Below are 14,303 nucleotides of genomic sequence, written 5' to 3'. Positions count from 1 at the left end.
CGGCAGGCGGACGGCGGCAGGCTGACGGCTGACGGCAGGCTGACGGCGAGCCGGTCCAGGGCCGGACCGGCTCGCCGTCCCGGCTCAGCGGGCTCCCGCTCTGCGCTGTACCGCCACCCTGCGGTACAGCTCCACGGCCTCGGCGCCCCGGCCGAGTTGTTCCAGGCAGTGGGCCTCGTCGTCGCGGCCCGCGAGGGTGTCGGGGTGGTCGGGGCCCAGGAGGCGTTCGCGGGCGGTGGCGACCCCGCGGTACTCGGTCAGGGCGGCGGACCAGCGGCCCAGCCAGCCCAGGCCGACGGCGACCTCACGTCGGCTGACCAGGGTGTCCGGATGGTCGGGGCCGAGGACGCGTTCGCGGATCGCGCACACCTCGCGGGACTCGGTGAGGGCCTCCTCCCAGCGGCCGAGCCGGCCGAGGTTGACGCCCAGGCCGTGCCGGGCCCGCAGGGTCTCGGGGTGTTCGGCGCCCTGGGCGCGGGCGCGGTCGTCGATCAGCTCCTCGTACAGCGCCAGCGCTTCGGCGCTGCGGCCGAGGCGGCCGAGGCTGATGCCGATCTCGTAGCGGGCGGCGAGGGTGTCGGCGTGCTCGGGGCCCAGTGCCCTCCCGCGGGCCTCGGCGACCTCCCGGTAGGTCGCGAGGGCCTCCTGCCAGCGGCCCAGCCGGCCCAGTTCGTAGGCCACCTCGTAGCGGGTGACGAGCGTGTCGGGGTGGTCGGGGCCGAGCACACGGGCACGGGCCGCGGCCACCTCGCGGGCCATGCGGTGGGCGTCCTCCGGGCGGCCGAGCCGGCCGAGGTTGAAGGCGAGGTTGTGCCGGCAGCGCAGGGTGTCGGGGTGGTCGGCGCCCATGACGCGCTCGCGGGCGGCGAGGACCGACGTGTAGACCTGGTGGGCGTCGGCGTGCCGGCCCAGCCGTCCCAGGGCGTACGCCATCTCCTGGCGGACGGCGAGCGTCTCGGCGTGGTCGGGTCCCAGTACCCGGATCCTGGCCTCGGCGACGCGTTTGTACACGCGCAGGGCGTCGGCCGCGTGACCGGTGCGGCTGAGGGTGAAGGCGACCTCGTAGCGGCTGGCGAGCGTGTCGGGGTGGTCGGCGCCGAGCAGGCGCTCGCGCTCGTCGGCCACCGCGCGGTGCACCTCGCCCGCCTCCTCCCAGCGGCCGAGCCGCCCCAGGCTCAGGCCCGCGTTGTGCCGCCCGGCCAGCGCGGTGACCGCCTCGGGCGCCGGGGCAGGCCGCTCGTCGGGGGTGGGCGCGGCGGCCTCGCCGGCGGGGCGCGGAATCCACTCGCCGCAGAGGCCGGCGGCGGGGTCCGGGGGCGTGGAGCGCAGCCCGGTGCCGGTCGCCTTGTGGCCGGTGGTCATGCCGTGGGTCCAGGACGGCAGCACGGCCCGCCCTCCGACCGGCTGGGGCGTCCGCGTCCGGGATGCCGGCCCGGTCGGCGCGTACGCCGGCACCGTGCGGCCTGCGGTGATCCGGCGGCCCAGCTCGCGGGCGTCGTCCGGGCGCCGCTCGGGCCGCTTGGCCAGCAGGTCCAGGATGATCCGGTCCAGGTAGGCGGGCAGGTCCGCGCGGTGGGTGCGCGGCGGCTCGGGCTCGGTGTCGCGGTGGCCGACCAGGATCGCCCAGGCGTCGTCGAGGTCGAAGGGCGGGACGCCGGTGGCGATCTCGTAGAGCACGCAGCCCAGCGAGTACAGGTCGCTGCGCCGGTCGACCTCGTCGCCGCCGATCTGCTCCGGCGACATGTAGTGCGGGGTGCCCATGGCGATGCCGGTGCCGGTCAGCCGGGCGGTGAAGCCTACGTCGTGGCCGAGCCGGGCGATGCCGAAGTCGCAGATCTTCACGGTGCCGTCGCCGAGCCGCACGATGTTCGCGGGTTTCAGGTCGCGGTGCACGATGCCCTGTTCGTGGGTGTACGCGAGCGCGGAGGCGACCTGTTCCGCGATGTCGACGACGTCGGGGACCGGCAGCGGATGATGTTTGTTGTCCTCCAGGAGCCGGCTCAGGTCGTGGCCCTCCAGCAGCTCCATCACCAGGAACAGCATGCCGTCCCACTCGCCGAAGTCGTGTACGACGGTGACCCCGCGGTGCTGGAGCGCGGCGGCCACCCGGGCCTCGCGCCGGAACCTCTCCCGCAGGACGCGGGTGAAGGAGTGGTCGTGCTGCGTGCCCAGCGGTTTCAGGCACTTGACGGCGACGCGACGGCCCAGGGACTCGTCCTTCGCCCGCCAGACCTCACCCATGCCGCCGCGTCCGATTCGCTCCAGCAGCCGGTACCGGCCCTGGATCAGCGTGCTGTCCCCCATCTCGCTGCCCGCCCCCGTAGCAGTCCGCCCCGCCCTCCCCTGGCCGGTCCAGTATGGCGGTCTATGGTCCGAGTTTGTACGGTGCCGGGCGCGCGGCCGGTCCGGGCCGTGCCGTGGCGGGCGGACGGTGTTTGGGCGGCGGCTGTCGGCGCGGACGTGCGGGAACATCTGGCGGCGGGCGCCCGTGGCGCGCGGACTCCGGGTGACGGCGGTGGGTGCGGGGGCCGGTCCGCCGTAGAACTCGTGCGCGTACGGCGGTAGGAGGCCGTACGCCGGATGTGCGAATCCGCCGCCGCTTCGGCCGGTGGGCGAGGGCCGGGTGGGCCTCGGTCCGCCGGCGGCCGCCGCGCCTCAGCGCAGGGTGGCGAGGAACTCCCCGCAGGCCCGGGCGCAGGCGCGGCACGCCTGGGCGCTCTCCTCGGCGCCCGGGTGCTCGTCGAAGACGTGCGCGCTCTCCAGGCACACCTGCCGGCACCACTCCAACTGGACGCGGATCGCGGACTCGTCCACCTGGTTCTGCTCGGAGAGCACCCGGCAGGTGGCGTCGCAGACCTCCGCGCACATGATGCCCTTGCGTCGTACGAGCTCCTGGTTCTCGGTGCCGTCCGGGTCCACGAGGCTCGCCCGCAGCGCGCACGCCCGTGCGCACTCGGTGCACGCCTGTGCACAAGCGAAGCGGTCTTCGAGGAAGCGGAACAGTTCCTGCTGGGAAGTCGTCGTCGATGTCACATGGCGCGGGTTGCCGCTGGGGACGGTGCCAAACCGCCGGGCCCGGTGTTCCCAAGGCTTCCGGCCCGTTTTCCGGGTGGGCTGCCGGGCACCCGTCAAGCCTTGTGAAGCTGGTGACAGCGATGACGTCGACCGCACACGGAGGTGCACGACATGCCGGGACGACAGGAACTGCCGTCGACCCTCGAGCGCTCCCCCCGCAAGGCCCGGCGCACCTGGATCGAGGCCCACGACTCGGCCGTGCGGGAGTACGGCGAGGGTGAGCGGGCCCACCGGGTGGCGTACGGGGCGCTGAAGCACACGTACGAGAAGGTCGGCGACCACTGGGAGCGCAAGGAGGGCGGCCGCAAGGGCCCCTCCGACCCGCGGTCCGGACGGCCCCGCGGACAGGGCGGCCACAGCGGCGAGGGCGTCGACGAGAAGGCCTCCAAGGAACACCTGTACGGCGTCGCGAAGCGGCTGGGCGTCGAGGGCCGGTCGCGGATGACGAAGGCGGAACTGCTCACGGCGATCCGCAAGGCCAACCGTTCGCGGACGCGAGCGTCCCGGTCGGGCTGAGCGGGTTGGCGACGTGGACCGGGGGTACCCGCGCCGCATGACCAACGCATGGATGGACCTGGCCGCTTCCGGTGGGATCGGTATCGGCATCGGTGTCGCGGCCGTCGTGGTCGTGGGCCTGCTGATCGGCGCTTTCGCGTTCGGCAGCCGGCAAAAGCGCCGGGAGTCGCCTCCGCCGCGCCCGGAGGAGCAGCCCCGTATGCCCGACGAGGGACCCGTCCACGAGACGCGGGAGCGGCGCGAGCCCGACGAGATGCCGAAGAGCGACGAGCGGACGCTGCCGCACGACCTCGGGCAGCAGAGCAGCCACACCGCCCCCGGGCAGGAGCGGCCCCGCTGGGACGAGGGCAGCAGCGGTTCGTTCGGCAGCGGCGGACCGGGCGCGCGCTGAGCCCCGAGGATGTCGTACAGAGGGAAGTGAGAACCATGGCGGACCCCGCCCGCAACACCCTGCCGTTGCCCGACTACGACCACCTGCCGATCGGCGGGCTGGAGAGCCGTATCCGCTCGCTGGGCGCGGAGCAGGTGGAGGAACTGCTGGCATACGAGAGGTCGCACGCCGACCGTCTGCCCGCCACGGAGCTGCTGGCGGCGCGGCTGGAGCAGCTGCGGTCCGGCGCGGAGCCGTCCTTGGGCGACCCGGGCGCGGTACGCCCGGAGCAGGGGCAGGGCCGTACGGGCTCCCCCGTGACGCCCGCGACCTCCCCGCAGCCGTTCTCCCCGCCGCCGCACGGCACACCCGACCAGCGGGGCAAGCCGAAGGGTGACCGTACGTAGTCCGTACCCGCTCGGGGCGTAGTTTCCGGCACGGGCGCGGGGGAACCCATGCGCCGTGCTGTTGAAGAGGAGAAGGGCCCGCGCGGGTGCGCGGGCCCGCTACGCGGCCGAACGCACCGTCGACCGGGCCGACGGGCGGCTACCCGTCTCCGAGGGCGGGGGGCTGCTGCGCAAGGCCTTCCCCGAGCACTGGTCGTTCCTGCTGGGCGAGATCGCCCTCTACAGCTTCGTCGTACTGCTGCTGACCGGTGTCTGGCTGACCCTCTTCTTCAAGCCGTCGATGACGCAGGTCGTCTACGACGGGTCGTACGAGCCGCTCCTCGGACTGAGCATGTCGGAGGCGTACCGCTCGACGGTGGACATCAGTTTCGAGATCCGCGGGGGGCTGCTGATCCGGCAGTCGCACCACTGGGCGGCCCTGGTGTTCCTGTCGGCCATCGGAGTGCATCTGCTGCGGGTCTTCTTCACCGGGGCGTTCCGCCGGCCGCGTGAGGTGAACTGGCTGATCGGCGTGACGCTGTTCCTGCTCGCGCTCGTGGAGGGCTTCGCCGGCTACTCGCTCCCCGACGACCTGCTGTCCGGGACGGGGCTGCGCATCGCGCAGGGCATCATGCTGTCCATCCCGGTGGTGGGTACGTACATCAGCATGTTCGTGTTCGGCGGCGAGTATCCGGGCGAGGACGTGATCCCGCGGCTGTACTCGCTGCACATCCTGCTGGTCCCCGGGTTGCTGCTGGCGCTGCTCACGCTGCATCTGATCCTGGTGTTCCATCTGAAGCACACGCAGTGGGCGGGGCGCGGCCGCACCAACCGCAACGCGGTGGGCAAACCGATGTTCCCGCAGTTCGTGACGAACTCCGCGGGCCTGTTCTTCATGGTCTTCGGCGTGCTGACGCTGCTCGCGGCGGTGGCGCAGATCAACCCGATCTGGGCGTACGGCCCCTACCGGCCGGACATGGTCTCCTTCGGCTCGCAGCCGGACTGGTACGTCGGCTTCCTGGAGGGTTCGCTGCGGCTGATGCCGCCGTTCGAGACGGCGGTGGCGGGCCACACCGTCATGTGGAACGTGCTGGTGCCCGCGGTCGTGCTGCCGGGCGCCCTGTTCGCGGTGCTGTACGCGTATCCGTTCTTCGAGCGCTGGGTGACGGGCGATCACGAGGAGCACCATCTGTGCGACCGGCCCCGGGACAAGCCCGTGCGGACCGGGCTGGGAGTCGCCGCGATCTGTTTCTACGCGGTTCTCCTCCTGGCCGGCGGCAACGACATCCTCTCCTATGTCTTCGACGTCCCGCTGAATCTGCTGACCTGGGTGTTCCGGATCTCTCTGGTGCTGCTGCCGCCGGTCTCCTTCATGGCGACCAGGCGGGTCTGCACGGCGTTGCTGGAGCGGGAGCGGGAGCGGCTGGCCGAGGGCGAGGAGACGGGCGAGCTGCGGCAGACACTCGCGGGCGGCTACGTCGAGAGCCACGAGCCCCTCGACGCCGAGGAGCGGTACGTGCTGCGGTCGCGCCGGGAGCCGGAGCCGCTCGCGCCGGCGGCGGCCGACGGGGACGCACCGCACGTGGGCCGGCTGCGGGCGACGCTCGGCGAGTGGTACTACGGCGACCGGGTCGACGTGGAGGAGGCGGGGCCGGAGCGCGAGGCGTCCTCGGGCGAGTTGGAACGCTGAGGGTCCCGGTCGGCGTACTGGAAGACGAGGCCGAGCACGGCCAGGGCGAGCACGCCGAACCCGATCAGCGCGAGCCACAGGCCGTAGACGATGCCGAGCGCGAGGACGACCGCGCCCAGTGCGGCCGTGACGGGCCAGGGGCTGTGCGGCGGAAAGAAGTCCAGCGGGCCCGCGGTGTCCAGGACCTCGGCGTCACCGCGGTCCTGCGCCCGCAGGCCGCGCCTGCGGTACTGCACGCGCAGGAAGAACGCGATGAGCGAGGCCATCAGGAAGGCGAGGACCAGCGCGGCGGTGCCGGCCGGCTCCTGGGAGAACCAGCCGTAGGCGGCGGCGGTGACGGCGAAGAAGGCCGCCACGCCGGTGAACAGACGGGCCTCGGTCCTCACTGCTGCTTCCTCTGCTCGTGCCTCTGGTCGTGCCGGCCGATGTCCGGATGGTGCAGGTCGAACGCCGGGGACTCGGAGCGGACCCGGGGCAGTGACGTGAAATTGTGCCGCGGGGGCGGGCAGCCGGTGGCCCATTCGAGTGAACGCCCGTAGCCCCAGGGGTCGTCGTGCCCGACCTTCGTCCCGTACTGGCGGGTGCGCCACACGTTGTAGAGGAACGGCAGCGTGGAGAGGCCGAGGAGGAAGGCACCGATGGAGCTGACGGTGTTCAGCGTGGTGAAGCCGTCCGCCGCCAGGTAGTCGGCGTAGCGGCGCGGCATTCCCTGCTGGCCGAGCCAGTGCTGGACGAGGAACGTCGTCTGGAAGCCGACGAAGAGCGTCCAGAAGTGGATCTTCCCGAGGCGTTCGTCGAGGAGTCTGCCGGTGAACTTGGGCCACCAGAAGTAGAAGCCGGCGAACATGGCGAAGACGACCGTGCCGAACAGCACGTAGTGCAGATGGGCGACGATGAAGTACGAGTCCGTGAGGTGGAAGTCCAGGGGCGGGGAGGCGATGAGAACACCGCTCATGCCGCCGAGCAGGAACGTCACCAGGAAGCCCATCGACCAGAGCATGGGTGTCTCGAAGGACAGTGAGCCGTGCGTCATCGTGCCGATCCAGTTGAAGAACTTCACCCCTGTCGGCACCGCGATGAGGAACGACGTCATCGAGAAGAACGGCAGCAGCACGGCCCCGGTGGCGAACATGTGGTGGGCCCAGACCACGGCGGACAGCATGGTGATGGCGATGGTGGCGCCGACCAGGCTGACGTAGCCGAAGATCGGCTTGCGGCTGAACACCGGGATGATCTCGGAGATGATGCCGAAGAACGGCAGCGCGACGATGTACACCTCGGGATGGCCGAAGAACCAGAACAGGTGCTGCCACAGCAGCGCCCCGCCGTTCGTCGCGTCGAAGATGTGCGCGCCGAACTTCCGGTCGGCCTCCAGGGCGAGCAGGGCCGCGGTGAGCACGGGGAACGCCGGCAGCACCAGGATCGACGTGAACAGCACGTTCCAGGTGAAGATCGGCATCCGGAACATGGTCATGCCGGGGCCGCGCAGACACAGGATGGTGGTGATGAAGTTGACCGCGCTGAGCGTGGTCGACACACCGGACACCACCAGGCCCATGGTCCACAGGTCACCGCCGGTGCCGGGGCTGAACACCGCGCTGTTCAGCGGCGCGTAGGCGAACCAGCCGAAGGCCGCCGCTCCCCCGGGCGTCAGGAACCCGGCCACCACCGTCAGGCCGCCGAACAGGTAGAGCCAGTACGAGAGCGCGTTGAGCCGGGGGAACGCCATGTCCGGGGCGCCGATCTGCAGCGGCATGATCGCGTTGGCGAACCCGGCGAACAGGGGGGTGGCGAACAGCAGCATCATGATCGTGCCGTGGACGGTGAAGAGCTGGTTGTACTGGTGACTGGTGACCAGCTGGAGGCCGGGGCGGGCCAGTTCGCCGCGCATCAGCAGAGCGAGGACGCCGCCGAAGAGGAAGAAGCCGAAGGACGTCGTCATGTACAGGTTGCCGATCACCTTGTGATCGGTCGTCGTCGCCCACCGGGCCAGCGCCCGCCCGAGCGTGCGGTTCGTCCGCGGCCGCGCCGGTGTCCGGCGCGGCGGCTCGGTCCTCCTGTCCACCGCCATGCGGCGGAGGGTACCCAGGCGTCAGGGGCCCAGGCGTCCGGCCACGCCGGGCAGGCGCCGGGCATCCGGCCCCTCCTGCGCACGGAAGCCGTCGCGGGTGCGTTCCACCAGCTCAGGCGGTGCGAGCCGGTAGCGCGCGGGGGTGTTGCCGAGGCGCTCCGGATGGGCCACCTGGCGGGCGCCCCCGGCGTGCACCGCGGTCTCGCGATCGCCGTCGAAGAGCTGGGTTCCAGCGCCGGGAAGCCGACTCCCCCGGGTTGCCCGGCCGGCGTCAGCCGCCGCCGGTGCCGTCGGTCCCCTCGTCACTGCCCGTCCCGTCGGCCTCACGGGGCCCGCCCGTCGGGCAGTCGTCGCTGGAGCGGCCCGCCAGCCGGCCCCCGGGCTGCTCCACGGTCACCTGAGCGCTGCCCAGCGCCGGGTCCTGGCGCAGCCGGGCGACGGCGACCGTGCAGGCCAGCTGGTCGACTGCCGTGTCACTGAGGCTTCCGGCGCTGCGCGGCAGTGGGACGACGACCGCCGCTCCGTCGGTCCGGATGGTGGGTGCCACGGAGGCCGGCGGCAGCCCGGTCGTCAGCCCCTCCCGCCGTTCCGGGCCGTCCGGTCCCTCGAACAGCATGAGTACGGTGGTGCCGAGGTCGGTCCCGCCGGGCGCCGGGCGGGGCACCGCCGCCAGAGCGCCGTTCGCGACGAAGTAGACCAGGACCGTGGGGACGGGCACGGCCTCGCTCCCGGGCTTCGACGGGGCGGGGGTCCTGCCCGGTTCCAGGACACCGGTCGCTGGTTCGCCCGCCTCGACGACACCGGTCGCGGGGATGCCGCAGGCGGCGAGCGGGAGAAGCGCCGCCGCGAGCAGGAGGGGGAGCCCGCGTCGGGTGCCGCCGTGGGCGCCGCGCCCGCCCCGGACGGGGCGGGAGGTGGGCTTCAGGCGGGTGTCCGGCGGCACGTCCGACTTCCGGGTACGGCTCGCCACGGCGGCGACGGTGGACGACATATGCGGCCAGTACGGTCTGGACACCGGCGGCGAGGTCAACCGCAACGTGGGCCAGGACGTCATGGTCAACCTCAAGCGGTGGCTGCTGGCCACGCAGTACTACGCCGACGACGTGACGTCCTACCGGCTCTGATCATCAACCACGAGGTCGGGCACTTCCTCGGTCACGGCCACGAGGGCTGTCCCGGGGCCGGGCGGCCGGCCCCGGTGATGATGCAGCAGATCAAGGGGCTGCACGGGTGCCGGACCAATGTCTGGCCCTACGACGGCGAGGGCCGGCCCGTCACCGGGCCGGCCGTGGGCTGAGCGCGCGGGCGCCGGCCAGGGCTCGCGGACACCGAGGCACGGGCCGCCACGCCGGCGCCCGGCACCCTCGCGACCGCGTGCCGGGATGAACCGCGAAGTCACCCGCGCCGGTCGGGCCCGGACGAGGCGCAGTCCGGATTCCGGCAGGTGCCCGGGTGCCACTCCGGGACGTAGATCCCGAGAGTCTTGTGTCGTTTGATCTCCGCGGGGACATGGTGCCCGCAGGACGGGCAGATCTCCCCACGCTGCGATTCCGTCTGCCGCGTCTGCTGCGATGCGGTCTCCCGCGTCGTGGTCCGCGTCGTCTCTGTCCGCCGCGTGTGACTGCCCATGATCCTCACGTCCACATCAGTGAGAGTTTTTGGAAGCTTTTGCCTCTACTTTATCCTCATTTGCCCCGTCGGCAGGGTGCCGCAGGCTCAGGATCACCGACACCGCGAGAATCACGACGATGACCGCCAGGCTCACCGGAGACGGGATCTCCGGTACGGACGGGCTGACCATCTTGTGCGTCGCCTGGAGGATGAGCTTGACGCCGATGAACCCGAGGATGAGCGCCAGGCCCTTGCTCAGGTAGTGGAAGCGGTCCAGCAGGCCCGACAGCAGGAAGTACAGGGCCCGCAGGCCGAGGATGGCGAAGGCGTTGCTGGTGTAGACGATGAAGGTGTCGTCGCTGACGGCGAGCACCGCCGGCACACTGTCCACGGCGAAGATCAGGTCGGCCGCCTCGATCGCGGCGACGACGGCGAGCAAGGGCGTCGCCACGTGCTTGCCCGCTTCCTTCACGAAGAACTTCTGGCCCGCGTAGGTGTCCCGTACCGGGATGACCTTGCGCAGGAGCCGGACCGCGAAGCTCTTGCCCGGGTCGAAGCTCTCCTCCTCGCCCTTGAGGATCTTGTAGACGCTGTAGAAGAGGATGGCCGCGAAGACGAAGAGAACGGCGGTGAACCTGCTGACCACGGCGATGCCGGCGGCGAGGAAGAGGCCGCGGAACACCAGCGCGCCGATGACACCGAAGAAGAGAACCCGGTGCTGGTATTCGCGGGGCACTTTGAAATAGGCGAAGATCAGGGCGAAGACGAAGAGGTTGTCGACCGAGAGGCTCTTCTCCAGCAGCCACGCGGTCGTGTACTCCGTGCCCGCCGTCGTGCCGAGGACGAGGAAGACGACCGCGCCGAAGACGAGGGCGAGCCCCACCCACAGCGCGCTCCAGGCCGCCGCCTCCTTGAATCCGATGACATGAGCGCCGCGGTGGGCCAGCAGGTCGATGACGAGCGACACGACCACGGTTGCGGCGAAGGCTATCCAGAGCCAGAACGGCACATCGAACATGCGGGCCTCGCAATGATCCGCAGGGACACACCCCTACACCCGAGTGTGCCCCATGTGACGCCGGCCGGGGCGGTCGGCACCGCTCACCGGTCCTCGGTCACCGGGCGGGGCCGCAGCGCCTCGGACGTCACCCCGTTGGCCTTGGCCGCGTCGGCGAGGGCCTGGGCGGCGGCCTCCGCGGCCTGCGCGGTGTCGTTGGCCGCCTGGGCGACGCCCTCGTCGGAGGGCTTCTCGCGGGTGGCGGGCGACTGCGGCAGAGCCTCGGTGAAGGCGCGGGACACCCCTTGGAGCGCGGAGGTGACCTCGCTGGGGATGACCCAGAAGGTACTGCCCGAGCCCTGCGCGAGCTGGGGCAGCACCTGGAGGTACTGATAGGCCAGGAGCTTGGGGTCGGGGTCGTTGCGGTGCACGGCCTGGAAGACCTCGTCGATGGCCCGGGACTGCCCTTCGGCCTTGAGGATCTCGGCGGTACGGTTGCCCTCCGCGCGCAGGACGGCGGCCTGCTTGTCGCCCTCGGCGGTGAGGATCTGCGACTGCCGCTGCCCTTCCGCGCCGAGGATCGCGGCCCGCTTGTCGCGTTCGGCCCGCATCTGCTTCTGCATCGCGTCCTTGATGGACTGCGGAGGGTCGATGGCCTTGATCTCCACCCGGTTCACTCGCAGTCCCCACTTGCCGGTGGCCTCGTCGAGCACCCCGCGGAGCTGGCTGTTGATGGTGTCGCGCGAGGTGAGGGTCTTCTCCAGGTCCATGGACCCGACGACATTGCGCAAGGTGGTGACGGTGAGCTGCTCCACCGCCTGGAGGAAATTCGCGATCTCGTAGAAGGCCGCGCGCGGATCGGTCACCTGGAAATACAGCACGGTGTCGATCTCGACCACCAGGTTGTCCTCGGTGATGACCGGTTGCGGTTTGAAGGAGACGACCTGTTCCCGCAGATCGATCACCGGATAGACGCGGTCGATGTACGGAATGACGAGGTTGAGTCCGGGTTTCAGCGTGCGGAGGTAGCGGCCGAGCCGTTCGACATTGCGGGCGCGGGCCTGCGGAACGATACGCACCGCCCGCACCACGGTGAAAACCGCGAGAAGCGCGACGATCACACCGGCGACGAGAAACGCCGAGGCTTCCATGGTCACTCCCGGGGGTAGACGAGGGCGGTGGACCCGCTGATCTCCATGACGTCGACGGTCTTTCCCGGCGGAATCACCAGCGTCTCGTCATAGGAACGGGCCGTCCATTCCTCACCGCCGATACGGACCCTGCCCCGCATGCCCGTCACCTCGGAGACGACGTACGCGGCCTGTCCGACCAGGGCGTCGACACCGAACCGCTCCGGCTGGGGCCGGAGAACGTGACGCAGCGCGACGGGACGCACGAAATAGACGGTGACCGTGGCGACGACGGTGAAGACGACGAACTGGAAAGGCGGTGAGAGTCCGGCCGCCGCGGATCCGGCCGTGATCAGCGCGGCCACGCCCAGCATTCCGAGGGCGGCGGTGAGGGTGAAGATCTCCGCCACGATCAGGATCGCCGCGACGATCAACCAGATCAGCCATGGATCCATGACGACCCTCCTGGAGGGTGCGGGTGCGCGAATGGCTGGACGTATACCTCTATTTTCGCCTGCTTACAGGAAAACAGAATTCATTCGGTACTGTCACTGGTCTGTCCCGAAGAACATGCGCGAGGCCGGCTTCGCCGTTCGGCTCGGCCGGGCATCACCCTGGTCACGCCATGGGGGGGCAACGTGGTATGAGACGGCCCCTTGCGCCGCGTGGTGCCGTGGAGTGGGCTGTGCCCCATGAAGAAGCGAAATCTCGCGGCGGTGACCGCTGCCCTGGTCCTCGTCCCCCTTTTGGCGGCGGGTGCGCCGGGGCAGCTCGCGGAGGCCTCCGCACCGGATGCCGTCGGTTCGTCGCCGCCCGCCGACGCGCGGCTCGTCCACGGAGTGGACCTCGACACGGTGACGATCCCCGAGTTGCAGGCGCGCATGAAGCGCGGGTCGCTGACCTCGTCGGAACTGACCCGGGCGTACCTGCGGCGGATCAAGGCCGTCGACCCCAGGATCAACGCGGTGCTGCGCACCAGCCCGACGGCCCTGCGACAGGCCGCGGCCAGCGACGTCAGGCATCGTCGCGGCACGGTCCGTGGCCCGCTGGACGGCATCCCCGTCCTGCTCAAGGACAACGTGAACACCCGCGACATGCCGACGACCGCCGGGTCGCTGGCGCTGGCCGGCGACCCGCCGGACACGGACGCGGTCCTGGTCGAAAGGCTGCGGGCGGCGGGCGCGGTGATCCTCGGCAAGGCCAACATGTCCGAATGGGCCAACTTCCGCGCGGCGAGACCGACGTCGGGGTGGTCGGCGGTGGGCGGGCAGACGAACAACCCGTACGTCCTGGACCGGAATCCCTGCGGATCGTCCTCCGGTTCGGCCGCCGCGCTCGCCGCGTCACTGGCCCAGGTGGCGATCGGCACCGAGACGGACGGCTCCATCGTGTGCCCGGCCGGGATGAACGGGGTGGTCGGCCACAAACCCAGCCTCGGGCTGGTCAGCCAGTCGGGCGTCGTGCCGATCTCCGCCGAGCAGGACACGGCCGGCCCGATGGCCCGCAACGTGGTGGACACGGCGCTCACCCTGTCGGTACTCAGCGGGCGTGACACCGTGCGTGCCGGCAGCGCCTTCGGCCTCACCGACGCGGCCGCGCGACCCGGCGCTCTGCGCGGCAAGCGGATCGGCCTGTGGCGGCTTCCGTCGCTCGGCACGGAGGTGGACGCCCTGATGTCCCGGACGGCGGCACGACTGCGCGCCTCGGGTGCCCGGGTCGTCGAGGTGACCCCGCCGTACCAGGAGCGACTCGCCGCACTCGAGTTCCCGGCGCTGCTGAGCGAGTTCCACCGGGACATCGACGCCTATCTCGCCACCCGCGGCGGGCCCCGGAACCTCGCCGAGCTGATCGAGTTCAACCGCGCCCACCCGGCCGAACAGACCTGTTTCGCCGGTCAGGAACTGTTCGAGCAGGCGCTGGCGGCCCCTCCCAACACCGATCCCGAGTACCGGGCGATGCGCGCCGAGTTGACGGATCTCTCCCGGCGGTCCATCGACGAGACCATCGCCGCGCATGACCTGGACGCCATCGCCTCCCCGGCGAATCCGCCCGCGTGGACGACCGACTGCGCGCGGGGCGACAACGACGTGATCCCGTCCTCCACCCCGGCGGCCGTCGCCGGGTACCCGTCGCTGTCCGTGCCCGCCGGATCCGTGGGCGAGCTGCCGGTCGGCCTGCTCCTGATGGCCGGCGACCACCGGGACGCCGAACTGCTGTCCCTGGGGGCAGCCGTCGAGCACCGGCTGGACGCCTGGCGAGCACCTCGGTACCTGCCTACGTCACCGTCCGGCGCGCCCCGGTCGAGCGGTCGCTGACCGTACCGCCCGCGGGCCTTCGGCCGGGGCGGGGCCCCCCCCCCCCCCCCCCCCCCCCCCCCCCGGCCGGGCCCCCGGGGGGGCCCCCCCCCGGCCCCCAGGGCGCGGGGGGGCCGCCCCCCCGGGCGGGCCGGCGGCGGCG

Annotated in this window: 14 protein-coding genes and 1 pseudogene; 6 read left to right on the top strand and 9 right to left on the bottom strand. The window is 71.5% G+C overall.

Annotation, left to right across the window (positions count from 1 at the left end; translation table 11 throughout):
- Positions 1 to 84: 84 nt before the first annotated feature.
- Positions 85 to 2,304 carry a tetratricopeptide repeat protein gene (locus ACH4NX_RS04405; RefSeq protein ID WP_398126999.1) on the bottom strand — a complete coding sequence of 740 codons (2,220 nt, stop codon included), beginning with the start codon at positions 2,302 to 2,304 and terminating at the stop codon, positions 85 to 87.
- A gap of 351 nt (positions 2,305 to 2,655) precedes the next feature.
- Positions 2,656 to 3,033 (bottom strand): four-helix bundle copper-binding protein, encoded by a 378-nt coding sequence (locus ACH4NX_RS04400; RefSeq protein ID WP_279562406.1) that lies wholly within the window; start codon positions 3,031 to 3,033, stop codon positions 2,656 to 2,658.
- A gap of 153 nt (positions 3,034 to 3,186) precedes the next feature.
- Here ACH4NX_RS04400 and ACH4NX_RS04395 point away from each other — a divergent pair, with 153 nt between their 5' ends.
- Genes ACH4NX_RS04395 through ACH4NX_RS04380 form a run of 4 tightly spaced genes read left to right on the top strand, consistent with a single transcriptional unit; the run spans position 3,187 to position 6,037 of the window.
- Entirely contained in the window at positions 3,187 to 3,591 is a 405-nt protein-coding gene (locus ACH4NX_RS04395) for a ChaB family protein (protein ID WP_398127000.1), read from the top strand.
- Positions 3,592 to 3,628: 37 nt separating this feature from the next.
- Positions 3,629 to 3,982, top strand: a complete 354-nt coding sequence (locus ACH4NX_RS04390; RefSeq protein ID WP_351398930.1) for a DUF6479 family protein — start codon at positions 3,629 to 3,631, stop codon at positions 3,980 to 3,982.
- 35 nt (positions 3,983 to 4,017) lie between these two features.
- Positions 4,018 to 4,368, top strand: a complete 351-nt coding sequence (locus ACH4NX_RS04385) for a hypothetical protein (protein WP_351398932.1) — start codon at positions 4,018 to 4,020, stop codon at positions 4,366 to 4,368.
- A 55-nt stretch (positions 4,369 to 4,423) separates the two neighbouring features.
- Positions 4,424 to 6,037, top strand: a complete 1,614-nt coding sequence (locus ACH4NX_RS04380; protein ID WP_398127001.1) for a cytochrome bc complex cytochrome b subunit — start codon at positions 4,424 to 4,426, stop codon at positions 6,035 to 6,037.
- On the opposite strand, the gene ACH4NX_RS04375 is transcribed toward ACH4NX_RS04380, so the two are convergent.
- The 4 genes from ACH4NX_RS04375 to ACH4NX_RS04360 form a co-directional block, all read right to left on the bottom strand.
- Positions 5,965 to 6,423 carry a cytochrome c oxidase subunit 4 gene (locus ACH4NX_RS04375; protein ID WP_351398937.1) on the bottom strand — a complete coding sequence of 153 codons (459 nt, stop codon included), beginning with the start codon at positions 6,421 to 6,423 and terminating at the stop codon, positions 5,965 to 5,967. The two genes, ACH4NX_RS04380 and ACH4NX_RS04375, sit on opposite strands and share 73 nt — an antisense overlap.
- On the bottom strand, positions 6,420 to 8,108 hold the full coding sequence (gene ctaD / locus ACH4NX_RS04370; protein WP_398127002.1) for a cytochrome c oxidase subunit I: 1,689 nt from the start codon (positions 8,106 to 8,108) through the stop codon (positions 6,420 to 6,422). The genes ACH4NX_RS04375 and ctaD overlap by 4 nt, the downstream gene beginning before the upstream one ends.
- A gap of 21 nt (positions 8,109 to 8,129) precedes the next feature.
- Positions 8,130 to 8,303, bottom strand: a complete 174-nt coding sequence (locus ACH4NX_RS04365; RefSeq protein WP_398127003.1) for a hypothetical protein — start codon at positions 8,301 to 8,303, stop codon at positions 8,130 to 8,132.
- 76 nt (positions 8,304 to 8,379) lie between these two features.
- The gene (locus ACH4NX_RS04360; protein ID WP_398153345.1) at positions 8,380 to 9,078 is read right to left on the bottom strand and encodes a hypothetical protein; all 699 of its coding nucleotides are present in this window, start codon (positions 9,076 to 9,078) and stop codon (positions 8,380 to 8,382) included.
- Between ACH4NX_RS04360 and ACH4NX_RS04355 the strand changes: the two are divergent.
- A pseudogene (locus tag ACH4NX_RS04355) lies at positions 9,020 to 9,405 on the top strand (DUF3152 domain-containing protein); the annotation flags it as partial. The gene ACH4NX_RS04360 and the pseudogene ACH4NX_RS04355 overlap by 59 nt on opposite strands.
- Before the next feature lie 348 nt (positions 9,406 to 9,753).
- On the opposite strand, the gene ACH4NX_RS04350 reads toward ACH4NX_RS04355, so the two are convergent.
- The 3 genes from ACH4NX_RS04350 to ACH4NX_RS04340 all read right to left on the bottom strand — a co-directional run bounded on the left by ACH4NX_RS04350 (position 9,754) and on the right by ACH4NX_RS04340 (position 12,301).
- Positions 9,754 to 10,737 carry a TerC family protein gene (locus tag ACH4NX_RS04350; RefSeq protein WP_351398945.1) on the bottom strand — a complete coding sequence of 328 codons (984 nt, stop codon included), beginning with the start codon at positions 10,735 to 10,737 and terminating at the stop codon, positions 9,754 to 9,756.
- 83 nt (positions 10,738 to 10,820) lie between these two features.
- Positions 10,821 to 11,867 carry an SPFH domain-containing protein gene (locus ACH4NX_RS04345; protein ID WP_351398947.1) on the bottom strand — a complete coding sequence of 349 codons (1,047 nt, stop codon included), beginning with the start codon at positions 11,865 to 11,867 and terminating at the stop codon, positions 10,821 to 10,823.
- Between the two features lie 2 nt (positions 11,868 to 11,869).
- Positions 11,870 to 12,301, bottom strand: coding sequence for an NfeD family protein (locus tag ACH4NX_RS04340; protein WP_351398949.1), 432 nt, complete (start codon positions 12,299 to 12,301; stop codon positions 11,870 to 11,872).
- A 237-nt stretch (positions 12,302 to 12,538) separates the two neighbouring features.
- Here ACH4NX_RS04340 and ACH4NX_RS04335 point away from each other — a divergent pair, with 237 nt between their 5' ends.
- Positions 12,539 to 14,161 (top strand): amidase, encoded by a 1,623-nt coding sequence (locus tag ACH4NX_RS04335; protein WP_398127005.1) that lies wholly within the window; start codon positions 12,539 to 12,541, stop codon positions 14,159 to 14,161.
- Positions 14,162 to 14,303 lie beyond the last annotated feature (142 nt).

This window comes from Streptomyces sp. NPDC017225 (genome assembly GCF_044331465.1).
In the GTDB taxonomy this organism is placed as follows: domain Bacteria; phylum Actinomycetota; class Actinomycetes; order Streptomycetales; family Streptomycetaceae; genus Streptomyces.
The sequence above is the reverse complement of the archived record's forward strand: the minus strand, read 5'-3'. Positions and strand labels throughout refer to the sequence as shown.

Excerpts from the sequence above, each read along its gene's own strand:
- ctaD (WP_398127002.1), bottom strand. The coding sequence starts at position 8,108 with ATGGCGGTGGACAGGAGGACCGAGCCGCCGCGCCGGACACCGGCGCGG.
- ACH4NX_RS04345 (WP_351398947.1), bottom strand. The coding sequence starts at position 11,867 with ATGGAAGCCTCGGCGTTTCTCGTCGCCGGTGTGATCGTCGCGCTTCTC.
- ACH4NX_RS04335 (WP_398127005.1), top strand. The coding sequence starts at position 12,539 with ATGAAGAAGCGAAATCTCGCGGCGGTGACCGCTGCCCTGGTCCTCGTC.
- ACH4NX_RS04390 (WP_351398930.1), top strand. The coding sequence starts at position 3,629 with ATGACCAACGCATGGATGGACCTGGCCGCTTCCGGTGGGATCGGTATC.
- ACH4NX_RS04340 (WP_351398949.1), bottom strand. The coding sequence starts at position 12,301 with ATGGATCCATGGCTGATCTGGTTGATCGTCGCGGCGATCCTGATCGTG.
- ACH4NX_RS04395 (WP_398127000.1), top strand. The coding sequence starts at position 3,187 with ATGCCGGGACGACAGGAACTGCCGTCGACCCTCGAGCGCTCCCCCCGC.
- ACH4NX_RS04385 (WP_351398932.1), top strand. The coding sequence starts at position 4,018 with ATGGCGGACCCCGCCCGCAACACCCTGCCGTTGCCCGACTACGACCAC.
- ACH4NX_RS04405 (WP_398126999.1), bottom strand. The coding sequence starts at position 2,304 with ATGGGGGACAGCACGCTGATCCAGGGCCGGTACCGGCTGCTGGAGCGA.
- ACH4NX_RS04350 (WP_351398945.1), bottom strand. The coding sequence starts at position 10,737 with ATGTTCGATGTGCCGTTCTGGCTCTGGATAGCCTTCGCCGCAACCGTG.